General features: G+C 57.4%; 9 protein-coding genes. 5 read left to right on the forward strand and 4 right to left on the reverse strand.

Translation table 11 applies throughout. From position 1 onward, the window contains the following. Nucleotides 1-166 precede the first annotated feature (166 nt). The gene (locus J5286_RS28070; RefSeq protein ID WP_209193244.1) at nucleotides 167-1024 is read left to right on the forward strand and encodes a Hint domain-containing protein; all 858 of its coding nucleotides are present in this window, start codon (nucleotides 167-169) and stop codon (nucleotides 1022-1024) included. Between the two features lie 438 nt (nucleotides 1025-1462). Here J5286_RS28070 and J5286_RS28075 read toward each other — a convergent pair whose 3' ends face one another. Next, nucleotides 1463-2758 carry a polysaccharide biosynthesis/export family protein gene (locus tag J5286_RS28075; protein ID WP_245206605.1) on the reverse strand — a complete coding sequence of 432 codons (1296 nt, stop codon included), beginning with the start codon at nucleotides 2756-2758 and terminating at the stop codon, nucleotides 1463-1465. A gap of 541 nt (nucleotides 2759-3299) precedes the next feature. On the opposite strand from J5286_RS28075, the gene J5286_RS28080 reads away from it, so the two are divergent. The 3 genes from J5286_RS28080 to J5286_RS28090 all read left to right on the forward strand — a co-directional run bounded on the left by J5286_RS28080 (nucleotide 3300) and on the right by J5286_RS28090 (nucleotide 7104). Beyond that, nucleotides 3300-4841: a GumC family protein gene (locus J5286_RS28080; protein ID WP_209193246.1), complete on the forward strand. Its 1542-nt coding sequence runs from the start codon at nucleotides 3300-3302 to the stop codon at nucleotides 4839-4841. Nucleotides 4842-4904: 63 nt separating this feature from the next. Further along, nucleotides 4905-5687: a CpsD/CapB family tyrosine-protein kinase gene (locus tag J5286_RS28085; protein ID WP_209193247.1), complete on the forward strand. Its 783-nt coding sequence runs from the start codon at nucleotides 4905-4907 to the stop codon at nucleotides 5685-5687. A 223-nt stretch (nucleotides 5688-5910) separates the two neighbouring features. After that, nucleotides 5911-7104 carry a hypothetical protein gene (locus J5286_RS28090; protein WP_209193248.1) on the forward strand — a complete coding sequence of 398 codons (1194 nt, stop codon included), beginning with the start codon at nucleotides 5911-5913 and terminating at the stop codon, nucleotides 7102-7104. Here the strand turns inward: J5286_RS28090 and J5286_RS28095 are convergent. Together J5286_RS28095 and J5286_RS28100 are read right to left on the reverse strand one after the other, a co-directional pair. Further along, nucleotides 7091-7384 carry a hypothetical protein gene (locus J5286_RS28095; RefSeq protein WP_209193249.1) on the reverse strand — a complete coding sequence of 98 codons (294 nt, stop codon included), beginning with the start codon at nucleotides 7382-7384 and terminating at the stop codon, nucleotides 7091-7093. The genes J5286_RS28090 and J5286_RS28095 overlap by 14 nt on opposite strands. A 257-nt stretch (nucleotides 7385-7641) precedes the next feature. Beyond that, nucleotides 7642-8511 (reverse strand): WecB/TagA/CpsF family glycosyltransferase, encoded by an 870-nt coding sequence (locus J5286_RS28100; protein ID WP_245206606.1) that lies wholly within the window; start codon nucleotides 8509-8511, stop codon nucleotides 7642-7644. A gap of 179 nt (nucleotides 8512-8690) precedes the next feature. Here J5286_RS28100 and J5286_RS28105 point away from each other — a divergent pair, with 179 nt between their 5' ends. Next, on the forward strand, nucleotides 8691-9878 hold the full coding sequence (locus tag J5286_RS28105; protein WP_245206630.1) for a glycosyltransferase family 2 protein: 1188 nt from the start codon (nucleotides 8691-8693) through the stop codon (nucleotides 9876-9878). A gap of 303 nt (nucleotides 9879-10181) precedes the next feature. Here J5286_RS28105 and J5286_RS28110 read toward each other — a convergent pair whose 3' ends face one another. Then, nucleotides 10182-11657 (reverse strand): lipopolysaccharide biosynthesis protein, encoded by a 1476-nt coding sequence (locus tag J5286_RS28110; RefSeq protein ID WP_209193251.1) that lies wholly within the window; start codon nucleotides 11655-11657, stop codon nucleotides 10182-10184. Nucleotides 11658-11662 lie beyond the last annotated feature (5 nt).

The raw sequence follows: 11662 nt of genomic DNA on the forward strand, positions 1-11662 counted from the left end.
CGCGACTATCTTTGCAGATTGTGCGATCGGCAAAGGTCAGTGACGTGCATACCGCTATCTGAGTACATCTAAGCCTATTCGGTCGCCTTTATCGTGCCGGAACCTGGTGTAGGGTGATTTTTAGCAGGGAGAATGGATAGGTGTAACCCAAAAGACGGAGACAAGAATGTCATCGATGGACCCAAATGAAATACCCTCTAGCCGTGCACGGCGCCATTTTCTGGGAGTAGCAGGGGCGACAGGCGCGAAGCTTGCTGGCATTGCTGCGGTAACAATGGCCGCCGCCTCCTCACCCGCACGGGCCATGGGCCGAAACTGGGGTCCGCGTGGCGGAGGAAGTGGCGGCGGCGGCAATGGTGGCGGAGGTGACGGCGGGGGCGCAAGCTGCCTTCTCCACGGAACCTCCATCAAGACACCGACAGGATACGAGCGGATTGAGGATCTGCGCATCGGAGATCTCGTTGAAACCGTATCAGGCAAAGTTAAGCCGATCCGCTGGATCGGGCATCAGACATTTCGGAAAAGCCATGCCTCATGGCCGGAAAACGTCGTATCCGTGCGCGTCGCGAAAGATTCCCTGCGGCGCGGAGTTCCCAGCAGCGACGTCTACGTGTCGCCTGGTCACGCCGTCTACGTCAATGATACGCTCGTACGCGCAAAAGACCTGGTGAACGGCTCGTCGATCGCGCCTGCATTGCCGACCGACAGCACGACGATTGAATATTTCAACATCATGCTCGACACGCACGACGTCATTACGGCCGATGGACTGCCTGTCGAGACCTTTCAGCTACGCGGGAGCAACTACGAGAAGTTCGATAATTTCACCGAAATGGAACGGCTTTATGTAGCCGGCACTCGCCCGGAGATGGCACCTTACGCCGCCGTCGTCGGAGAAGAAAGCGGCCGCCAACACCTTAAGGCATTGCTGATGATCGGCGTTTCCAAGATTATTCCGAGGCAACATGCAATCAAGCTTGAGGCGGCCCCAGCCGCCGCCCGTGTTGAAGAGTTGATCCCTTAGGCCGGGTGTCAATCGTCACGATAAGGGTCAATGAGTGAAACGACCGCAATTCCTCTAACAGGGGTTGCGGTCATTTTTTTGTAGGCATTCACTCGCTATGGGCGTGTCGCAACGAGTCGACCGTTCGTCGGAAGACTCAGCGTGCCGGAAAAGAGTAGATCGAGACGGTCATGAGGTCGCCGATCGCAGCATGACGAGACAGCGGCGCGACAGAAGCCTTCCGGGTTGACTGAGCCGTGGCGGAGCAGATCTTTCTTCCGAGTAGAGACGCGGCCGTAGCGGCTTGGGCATTTGTCGACAGCTGTTCGTCCCAGTTTGACCTGCCTATGCCTCCGCAGGTTTCGTCACCCTCAAAAAGTGTTCATACCGGCAATCAGTAAGCGGGAAGTCACAAACATGCAGGCTGCCCAAAGCGCATGCCCATATAGTTCAAGGCTGTTACTGACCTGCCTGGGCAATGGAGCCAGGCGTAGAGCTCTGTTGCGCGTCAGCACTCTGAGTCGGTATCTGACTCGCATGCAGCGTTACCTTGACGACGTCTCCAGGCGAAAGCTCAGTCGTCTCGGCCGCTTCCACCTCGGCCTTCTGCCGCACTATCGTAAATGAGATCGGGGGGCTCTCACCCGGACGTGCCGAGCCGGCAGCAACAGACAGGTTGTCCATCATCAGCTTCTGGGCCGTTTCCCGCTTGACCTGCAACTGCACAAGCGATGCCCTCTCGGCTTGAAGTTCGGAAGCAACCTCCGTCTTCCGTTCGTCATAAAGGGCCTGAAGATCTCGATTGGTCTGGCTGATATTCTGCCGCGCGCGCATGATGGCTGTAATGATGTCAAGCTTATCGTCTTGGTAGCTCCTCAGGGCGCGCTCCACTTCCGCCTGCCTGGTCGCAACAACTGCACCTTTTGCCACAAGCGCAGCAGTGCTATCCACCTGCTGCTGTATCGATGCGATGTTTGCATCCGTGCTTTTCGTCTTTTCGTCAAGCACATGCATTTCTTCGGTCAGCAGATCACGCAGCTCCGTTAGAGACTTGGACTTTCGATCCAGCGCGTTCGTTCGCGCAGCAAATATCACCTGTTCTTGACCATAGATTGCGTTGGTAAACTGGTCGGCGCTGCCTGCAGGCTTCGAAAACTCGACGGCTTTGGCTCCCGCCATTTCTGCTTGAAGCCGTTCTATCTTCGCCCTGCTGCGCAATATGGCATCGTCGAGTTCCTTTATGTCCCCTAGCAGCCGCGTCACATCCATCGAATTTTGCAGAAGATTACCCGGCCGCAGCTCACCACCACCCAAGGCCAAAGCTTGCAGTACGGTCAGCCCAGTACTGAATTTGTATTCGCCCGGTCTGTTGACATCGCCTACAACATAGATAGGCGCGTAGGCGAGAATCTCGACCGTTGCTGTCGGTGCATCGACCAATCCGATCTTGAGCTTAAGGCGCTGAGCGATATCGGCTGCAAGCCCGGCATCGTCGAGATCACCGACGGGGATGCTTCCCAGAACCGGCATAGAGATCGTCCCGGCATCCGATACCGTGAATTCACCGCCGATTGCACCCCATTGCTCATAGGTACCTTTCGTCGGCATCCATTGAACAATTGTGAGCTTTATTCTTGTAAGGGCGGGCAGTGGGGCGGCATGGGCGGAGCCCGCAAGAAGCACGGCCGTAAATGCAGCCAATCCGATTGGTGTCCGACTGAATGCACTCAGACAGGCGGTGAGTGAGCGACGCATACCCTTCTCCAACATACTGTTACTCGCTGCCGAACGGGATTCCAAAGATACGCAAATATAAATGGAGAAAATGGCAATAATTTAATCGTATATAAAATATAAAATCGAGGCATTATGATTACATATAAACAACGATAACCATAAACCCAACCTCGCGCAGGCTACCAAAATTGATGATGCCATCGGCCAGGCCGCGGAAGGCGACGCAGTCTGCCTTTTGTGATCAGCATGTGCTTTTTGGCCTAAACGGCAGTCCAGTCTCTCTTGTGCTCTCGGCTGCAGGCGATAGAAGTCATGTTTTCCGGCGCTTCCCCGTGTCGTCAAACACCCCTCAACTGTTCGCACTCGCAGGATGACAAGTATCTTTTCAGCGCATGGGCATGTCTGAGCGCAAAATTCGTATATTAAAACCCGCCTACCCAAATGTACTAGATCGGGTACACGCACATAACCTATCGAGGAACTACCGATTGCTTGGGAAGCGCATAAGATAAAATCTCACAGGCACCTCATCGGTTTGTAAGGTTTAGGTGATCGCGTAATGAACGCCATTGATCTGAAGTTTTATCTGTCGCTTGTCATTCGGAGATGGCCGCATGTACTCATAATCATCTGCCTGTGCACGGCCACATCGATTGTCGTCGCGCTGCTGATGCCGCGCCAATATCAGTCGACGGCAAAGATTCTCGTTGAAGCACCCCAGATCCCTTCGGAGTTGGTCAGGTCCACGGTGCCGACGAGCGCGCTGCAGCAACTGCAGATCATCCAACAACAGATAACCACCCGCGAGAACCTGGTCGAGCTGGCTGACAAGCTTGATATCTATAGCGGAGAGCGGGCAAAGCTGGCCGGGGACAAATTGGTCCGCGACATGCAGTCTCGCATCAGCTTCCTGGAATTGCCGCTGAGCAGTGACGGCATGGGCGGCGCGACACTTCTTAGCGTCTCCTTCGATGCGGAGACGCCCGCTTTGGCGGCCAAAGGCGCCAATGAGGTCGCATCGCTTATATTGACGAGCAACCAGCGCCAGAGAACCGACCGTGCAGGCGATACGCTGCAATTCTTCAACGATGAAGTGAAGCGGCTGGATGATGAACTTGCTCGCAACGAAGCGGAGTTGTTGAAATTCAAGACCGAGCACAAGGACACTCTTCCGGAAAGTCTCAATTTTCGCCGCCAGCAGCAGAGCAACCAGCAGGAGCGTCTGGTTTCACTGGAGCGCGAGGAAGCGGATCTGCGCGCAAGACGCAGTATGCTGGTCGAGAGTTTCCGCGCGACCGGCCAATACGCCAACGGTCCCATCAGCCCCGAGCAGCAGATGCTTCAGGATCTGAACAAGGCACTGGCGGATCAGCTGGCAATCTTTTCCGAAACGAGCCCCAACATTGTCGCGCTCCGCGGCCGTATAGCAGCGTTGCGAGCCAAAAGCATGTCCAAGGACGGACAGTCAGAAGGCGGTTCGGCATCGACCGGATTTGAGCTTCAATTGTCGGACATTACCGATCGCCTGCAGGCGATCGGTCGGGAAAAGGCGGCCCTGAACCTCAGCATTCTGGAGCTGACGCGCTCCGTCGGCGCGACACCGTCAACGGAAACCCAGCTGAATGCGCTGGAGCGGACGGTGGCAAACGTTCAGACCCAGTACAACACTGCTATCGCGCGACGCGCGGATGCCTCGATGGGTAACCAGATCGAAGCGCGCTCGGATGGCGGTCGTTTCTCTCTGCTTGAACGTGCTACCGAACCCGAAAATGCATTGCGATCGCGTCGCCGGCTGATCGTTGCAATGGGGTTGGCGGCCGGCATCGGATTGGCGCTGGCATACATCGTCCTTCTTGAGATTTCGAACAGAACGATCCGGAGACCCTCCGAGCTCACCCAGTTACTGCAGCGTCAGCCTCTGGCGGTCATTCCCTACATTCCGGCTCCCTCCGAAGTCCGCTCGCCTTATGCAACGCGCCAACTGGCGACGGCGCTGTCGGCGGGTGCTGTTCCCGCATCTCTGCTTGTCGTGCACTATTTCTATATGCCCCTGGGGGCAGCATTCCAGAAGCTGCTTTCCAGCCTCAGCAAGAGTGGGTGACCGGTGAGTTTCGAAACCGAAGCATACTCACAATCTCTGGAAGTAACCGTTGGGGTCCAAGTCATGGAACGCAAGAATGTATCTACACTGAGCCCGGACGTACTAAAGGACAAGGACCGCATGGTCACATCACGTTTGCACGAGCTGTTGGCTTGGAGCGAACTGTCTCCTCTGAAACTCGACCCCGACGCGATAACACGAAACCGCATAGTGACGGCAAATCGGTCGGACGCTTCGCATGTCGCTTTTGATATGATGCGCACGAAGCTTTTGCAGACGATGAGGCAGAACAATTGGAAATCGGCCGCGATAACGTCGCCGACGCCGGCGTGCGGCAAAACCTTTACGGCGTTGAATCTCGCCTTCAGCTTTGGAAATCAACCGGATTGCCGAACGCTGCTGCTAGATCTCGACCTCAGGCGACCGCAGGTCGGCAAGTCTTTGGGTGTCCGTAATGCCGCATCGATGGAGAGTTTCCTGCGAGGCGAAATCGAGATCGACGACATTTTCCTGCGCCACGGAGACAATCTGGCAATTGCGCCGAACAACAGCCCCGCCCATTACTCCGCCGAACTCCTGCAGAGTTCAACCACGGCGGACGTGCTGGCCAATCTGCACAGAAGAGTAAATCCGGACATCGTGCTTTTTGATCTTCCGCCCATGCTGTCGACTGATGACGCATTGGCATTCCTGCCGAACGTGGATTGCGTTGTTCTCATCGCCGCAGCCGAACAAAGCACGCTGAACGAAATCGACATTTGCGAGCAGACGCTCTCCGAAAAGACCAACGTGTTGGGGGTCGTGCTGAACAAGTGTCAATTCAGCGCTGAACGATATGGTTACTGATACACGGCATGCCGTTTCCAGTCGGCGGCCGAATAGGCCTGGCTGCGCCGCGAAATGTGATCGAAGAAAAGCAGTTCGGCTTGACGCGGGCTCTTTCGCCGTTGCCGTGTCGCATCGAATTTTCCATTGTTTTGGTCCGAGATACCGTGCGGCCCAGACATTTTCCGCGATGGGTGTGGCTTGCGACCTCGCCGACGCGACCTGAGAGAAAATGAGGCACCAGATGAACCAGACAAGGCGACGTGACGTTCTGAAGGCAATGGCTTCACTGCCGCTGGCAAACCTCGGCTTGGGTATGAGCGGCATGAACGCCGTCCATGCAGCAGAGCGCCCTCTGCTTCCCGGGCCGAGCTTCTTTGTGCGCGGCGCTTACCAGCAGCCGGTTGAAAAGATGGCACACTGGAAAGCTCTTGGCGTCAACACCATTTTCACGATGAATCGTGGCGCTGACCGCGCAGAATGGTCGAAAGTGGCGGCAAAGTACGGACTATACATGGTCCGAGAGCCGGCCGGCGTCGATGGCGATTACGTTCTCACAGACGCCGCGGCATTCGAAAAAGACATTGCCAATCCCTATTTTCTGGCGGTTGCCATGATCGATGAGCCGTCCAACTTAAAAGAGGGTGGCCAAGGGATCACCTATGAGGATGTCTCGGTTACGCCCGCTCAAGTCGACACCGTCGCGCGAGTCTTGTCTCGTGGCGGGAAACCCCTGTGGATGAATCATGTCGGAAACCACGTCACCAATATCTATCTAGAAAAGATCATGTCCGACTACGCCGATAGTCCGTACATTGATTGGCTGGCACACGACTGCTATCCTATCGCCACTGGAAACGATCTTGTCATCGACATCGACGACTATGCATCGACCCAACAAGGGCATGCTATCGACCGGCTTTTGCGATGGAGCGGTGGTCGTCCGCAGTTTTCGTTCATCGCGCTGACAAAGTACGATGCGTCGTCGCCGGGAAGGAAGACAACGCCGGCAGAATTCCGAGCACAGGCGTGGTCCTCCATTATTCACGGCGCCGTCGGTATCATCTATTTTCCGTTCATGTTCTCCCCGGAATTTTCATACGACGCGACTCCGGAAGACCTGCAGAAGGAGCTACTGGCGTTTCACTCGGAAATCGATGAGATCGAAGACATTCTTGTCGACAAAGTAAAAGGCGGCAGGCGGTCCTACACGTTGATCAAGTCTATTCGCACGAAGGAAAAACAGCCGGATGGCACCCTGCCTTTCCCATTTGAAGCATCGGCGATCCCGACTAGCTCTGGCGAGTACAAGATTATCCAGAACCTGTCGCCGGAACCAGCCGAGCTCACCTATGAGGCGTGGGGGCTGGATGGGGTCAAGTTCCAGCCATATGAATGCAAACGCGGCTTTACGGTAGCGGATCTCACCAAGAGCTGACTTGTAATCGCCTTCTCAAATTGATCACACTGGTCACCACCTGCAGGCCGGCGGTGGGATCTCTGTTGGTTGTCCGGATCCGGATGGCGTCGGCGCCGACGCGTTGGATCGTCATGTCGGCGCTGCGGTCGCCGTGACGAGCCTGGACCAGAACGGAAAGATTGATGGTCTCGCTGCCCAGGCCTGAGAGGTTTTCGGTCCGGCCTACATAGCGGCTGACTATCTGCTGCGGGTCGCGGTCAAATACGCCGACACGGCGCGGGAGCGACAAGCAGATCACAGCATTTGCTTCTCATCGACATCACTTTGCCGTTAGTGCTCTATTGAGAGCTGCGATCCAGTTTGATCGGAGACGAGGCTATCGTTCATTTCATCATGCTGGCCCTGCTCATTCGTTGGCAAGCGACTTCAGGAAGGCGTTTCGTTGGCGCTGGCGCCTGTCGATGAAACGATCAGGCAGGCAGGTGCTATGAGCGGCCGACCGTTGATGATGCTCTCCGGAGGGATATTCGTTAATCGTGATGCCGAGCGAGCCGCCTACTGGCGCTGATGATGACGGCTAAAGAGTTCCCTGGCGAACAAGTGCAACAGCGGACCGACGGCGAAAACATATCGTCGCCACAGCCGTCTGGGGTCCGATGCCAGCCGGTGCGCCCACTCCAGCCCCAGCTGGCGCATCCATATCGGCGCGCGCGCCTTGGCCCCAAGTAGAAACTCCAGCGATGCGCCGATGCACAGGCCGACGCCGCATGCTTCCGGCCGCTGGGCAAGTGCATAGGCAATCTTTTCGGACTGCGGCGATCCGATGGCGATGAAGACAAAGCGTGCGGGTTCCGCTGCCACGAAATCCACGCAGGCCTGCAAGCCGGCAGGGTCTTTCAGAACATTTGGAGGAGGAACGAGGCTTCGGAAACGGACGCCCGGAAACATTGTTTCCATTTGCTCTGAGACCATCGAATTGGCTGCGATCAGGGTAATGCGATCGCCCGGCCGGATTACCGTTTTGAAGATACGTGCTGTCAAGTCCGATCCCGTGACGAGCGGCAAGTCAAGCGCCACGGCGTGCGACAGCGTCGAGATCGGCTTGCTGTCGCAGAGCGACATCCAGGCATCGTCATAATAGGGCGCAAGCAACCGATCGCCGTTGAGGCGGACGACGTGATCGACATTCGGCGTCACGATATAGCGAAAGCGATCCAGCGATTCACTGTTGCTCACCAGATCGATAGCTGCATCCTGCGCTATCGTATCGAACGGTGCGCCGAGAAAATAATGGCGTGTCCGGCTTGTCGGCGGAGCAGGCTGCGGAGAACGAACTTCCAGTAGCGGCATCTGCCCCTCTCTTTGCGCAGGCAAGCGTCGGCGCGGCGCGACGCAGCAGAGATGAATATTATTTTCGATTTCCAAGTTAAATTATCAGCGAATTCGAGCAATTGACCGAACGTCAGCAATTGGATGTATTTATTTTTACGCGATCTAATCCGCCTAATCACAAGGGACTACCGTAGGCCGATGGGATAGACGATCGTTGATGTGGTATTAGTTTTAAAATACGCACCAACGGAGAGGCGATAATCTTGCTATACATGATAGCGTTTCTGTCACTCACGGTGGCTGGCATCGCCTGCTTCGCGCTTGTGGCTATTTTCGCGATCGAATGTGTCGCCGGCGTCTGGCCTTCCGGCCGGCGCGCCGAACAGGCGCTTTCCGTTCGGCCCGCAATTGCCGTTCTGATACCGGCCCACAATGAAGCGCTTGGGATTGCCGCGACGCTGAGAAGCATCGGCGATCAGATCCGCACCGGCGACCGGATCGTCGTGGTGGCCGACAATTGCGATGACGAGACGGCGGCGATTGCGCGCAGTTTCGGGGCGGAGGTGATAGAGCGGCGCGATTCCGTCAACCGTGGCAAGGGCCACGCGCTAGCTGCTGGCGTTGCGCATCTGCGGCAGGCGCCGCCGGCAATCGTCGTCTTCATCGACGCGGACTGCCAGATTGCAAGCGGTACGCTGGATGCGCTGGCCGCCGATGTCATGGCATTCGAACGCCCGGTGCAAGCGCGGAACCTGCAGGTGACGCAGCCGGGCGCGAGCATAGGCCTGGCGATCGGCGAATTCGCCTTCCGTATCAAGAACCATGTCCGGCCACTAGGAATGAGCAGGCTCGGCCTGCCATGCCTGATGACGGGGACCGGTATGGCGCTGCCATGGAACCTCGTGGAACGGGCAAATCTTGCGACCGGGCACCTCGTGGAAGACATGAAGTTCGCGCTCGAACTGGCGCAGAATGGCGCGCCACCGCGTTTCTGCGAGCGGGCCCTGGTGACAAGTCTTTTCCCAACCTCCACGGAAGCCGTGGAAACACAGCGGCGGCGCTGGGAGGGGGGGCATCTAGCAATGATGCGCTTCGCAGTCGGCGCGCTTTCCCGTCCGAGCGCATGGCGCAGTGCGGCTTACTGTGCCCTCCTTCTTGACGTGCTCGTGCCGCCGCTTACGCTGCTTGCCGCCGCCGTTGCCTTTATGACATTGGTCGCGGCATGCGCGGCTCTCTTGGGCGTCGGCCTGCTGCCTCTGGTAATTGCGGCGGCGGCCGCTTTGGTTTTTCTGTTTGCAATCGGTCTCAGCTGGGCGGCATTCGCGACCGAGCTTCTGCCGCCGAGGCAGCTCGTCAGACTCCCGGCCTATGCCATCGCGAAACTATACAAATATCCCAGGATGCTGCTTTCATCCGGCCGGCACGAATGGGTGAGGACCGATCGCTCGCGCTCGCAATGAAGACGGGTACCATTCGGGCGGGTCTCAGCGTCTGATCCGCCGCACAGCCATTGCGGAAGAAGTGCTTTGCCGCCAGGCTGACTATCCGGGAACGGTACGCGTCGCCTAAGGGGACGGAATTCGTACGATCCGATCTCGCCACTCGAACCTTCGCTACTGACGTGACATTGGACTTCTGGCGCCCTGACAGCCGGCCGCAGATCCTTCTTTTGCGCCGGTGCAATGGTAAGCCGCCGGCTTTATAAACCCGATCAAGTATCTGCAGGTCGTTCACGACAGATCGCCGATGCCCGCCCATTGAGATTACAATGCGCAGGATACTCGCCGGCGAACGAACTGGAGCAAATCCACCGCTTCGCGTTCAGGCCCCACAGGCTTGCCGCTCAGCAGCCAAAGCCCGAAGCTCGCGCCGCAATAACTGATCCCGCCGATCAGTACCATGGTGATCAGCTGCAGGGCCTCCGGCTCGTTGTTGGTCATCAGGCTGACGTTCCACACACAGCCAGCCATGAACAACGAGGCAACGCTCGCACGCCAGCCGGCGAGAAACTGAGCCTTTACTGAGACGCCGACGAGACGCCTAGCCAGGAAAACATACATCATGATGCCGATAGCAGCGCTGATACACCGCGCAAACAGAAGACCATTCAGCCCACCCAGGAACAAGCCGGCGAAAATCAGTGGAAAGCGGATGAAGATGAAGGCGAGGTCAAGCTGGAACAGCGACCGTGTGCAACCGAGGCCCATGGCCAAGGGGGTCACCGGCATTTTAAAGGCGCTGGTTGCCAAGACCACGCTCAACACCTGAGCCACCAGCGCGGCCGATGACCATGCGGGGCCAAGAACAATGTCGATGAAGGGTCTAGCGACAAGCGCGAAGCCGATACCAACCGGCAGTGCTGCCGCAGCAAGCAGGCTCTGAGATCGAAGGAATGCATGCCGCAGGCGTTCGGGATCGTCCTGAAGTCGCGCAAAGGCTGGGAAGAGCAAGCCCGAGATTGGCGCGGTCGATTCACGCACCGGCAGCGAGGAGAGCCTGTCACCTACGGTATACTGGCCCAGAGGGCCGGCGCCTAGCATGGCGCCAAGCGCGAGCTGGTCAGCGCGCCAATTGACCTCATTGAGGCCGGAGCTTAGAGCCACCCACCCGGAAAACGAGAACAGATTTCTCCAGTGAGCAAACGAAATGCGCGGCAGATAAGGAAGCAGAACATACGACATCACCACACCGACCACCTGCGATGCGAGCGTGCTGATCACAAGCGCCCAATAGCTGCGGAAAACCAACGCGATGGCAACGGCGACGACCACGCCAACCAGTCTGTTGATCAGGTCGATGAATATCTCTTGGTGAAAGGAAAGGCGCCGCCGGAAGTCCACAAGCCGGGGGTTCGCGAGGCCGCCGATCAGCGCTCCGCCTGCAAGCGCGAAAAATATGCTGATGAGCCGGTCGTCGTGATAAATCCACGCGACGGGATAACCCGCGACGACCAGCACGACGCCGATCCCCGCCGCACGCAGCGCGTTCAGCGTCCAGGCCGTATCATAGTGCTCCCGCTGCGGGTTCTTGTGCTGGATGAGCGCCGAACTGAGCGAAAGCTCGGTTACAGCCGCAACGATCGAAAGGACGATGGTCGCAAGCGTCACCAGGCCAAAATCGACGGGCGTCAGCAGTCGAGCCAGTACCAGCATACTGACCACACCGAGGAGATTCGAGACAACGCGTCCGCCGGCGGTCCAGATTGCTCCGACACTCAGCTGTTTGCGTACACCTTCCAACGTCG

Origin of the sequence: Rhizobium sp. 16-488-2b (genome assembly GCF_017741815.1) — a bacterium.
Lineage (GTDB): Bacteria > Pseudomonadota > Alphaproteobacteria > Rhizobiales > Rhizobiaceae > Rhizobium.

What these genes read in the sequence shown, in the direction of transcription:
- J5286_RS28085 (WP_209193247.1), top strand. Translation starts at nt 4,905, where the DNA reads ATGGAACGCAAGAATGTATCTACACTGAGCCCGGACGTACTAAAGGAC.
- J5286_RS28075 (WP_245206605.1), bottom strand. Translation starts at nt 2,758, where the DNA reads ATGCGTCGCTCACTCACCGCCTGTCTGAGTGCATTCAGTCGGACACCA.
- J5286_RS28090 (WP_209193248.1), top strand. Translation starts at nt 5,911, where the DNA reads ATGAACCAGACAAGGCGACGTGACGTTCTGAAGGCAATGGCTTCACTG.
- J5286_RS28105 (WP_245206630.1), top strand. Translation starts at nt 8,691, where the DNA reads ATGATAGCGTTTCTGTCACTCACGGTGGCTGGCATCGCCTGCTTCGCG.
- J5286_RS28080 (WP_209193246.1), top strand. Translation starts at nt 3,300, where the DNA reads ATGAACGCCATTGATCTGAAGTTTTATCTGTCGCTTGTCATTCGGAGA.
- J5286_RS28070 (WP_209193244.1), top strand. Translation starts at nt 167, where the DNA reads ATGTCATCGATGGACCCAAATGAAATACCCTCTAGCCGTGCACGGCGC.